Annotated in this window: 1 protein-coding gene; it reads left to right on the top strand. The window is 73.9% G+C overall.

The window, feature by feature from the left end:
- Nucleotides 1-81 precede the first annotated feature (81 nt).
- Entirely contained in the window at nt 82-726 is a 645-nt protein-coding gene (locus VR45_RS07120) for a response regulator transcription factor (protein ID WP_045938821.1), read from the top strand.
- Nucleotides 727-865: the final 139 nt, after the last annotated feature.

Here is an 865-nt window from a genome sequence, read left to right on the forward strand (position 1 = left end):
CACCCCCGCCACTCCCCCCACGCCCGACTCCCCCGACACCCCCACCGCCCCCGACCGTCGCCAGGGCCCAGGAGCCGTCCGATGAACCCCACCCCCGCCCCGTCCCCGGTCCGGCTGCTGGTCTGCGACGACCACGCGGTGGTCCGGGCCGGTCTGCTCGCCCTGCTGGCCAGCGCCGGCGACATCGAGGTGGTCGGCGAGGCGAGCAGCGGCGAGGAGGCGGTCGACCTCGCGGCCCGGCTGGCCCCGCAGGTGGTGCTGATGGACCTCCAGCTCGGCGACGGCATCGACGGGGTGGAGGCCACCCGGCGGATCACCGCCGCGCCCGAGGCACCGCACGTCCTGGTGCTGACCACGTACGACACCGATGCCGACATCACCCGGGCGATCGGCGCGGGCGCGACCGGCTACCTGCTGAAGGCCGAACGGCCGGAGGAGCTGTTCGCCGCGGTGCACTCGGCCGCCCAGGGCCGCACGGTGCTCTCGCCGCCGGTCGCCTCCCGGGTGATGGCGCAGATGCGGGCCCCGGCACCGCAGCTCACCGAGCGCGAGACGGAGATCCTCGCCCAGCTCGCCCAGGGGCTCGGCAACCGGGAGATCGCCCGGGCGCTGTTCATCAGCGAGGCGACGGTGAAGACCCACCTGGGCCGGATCTACGACAAGCTGGGCGTCGATACCCGCGCGGGCGCGGTGGCGGTCGCCAAGGAACGCCGTCTGCTGCGCTGACGGCAGCTAATACCGACATTCCGTTCGGAATATCGGATTCCGAACGGGCGGCGCGTCGTACACCGGCCGGAATCCTCCGGCACCCGAACGACCGACCCCACCAGCCGCTTCCGCTTGCCCCCGGCCACCCCTTGCCAAC

Source organism: Streptomyces sp. NRRL S-495, from assembly GCF_000966955.1.
Lineage (GTDB): Bacteria > Actinomycetota > Actinomycetes > Streptomycetales > Streptomycetaceae > Kitasatospora > Kitasatospora purpeofusca.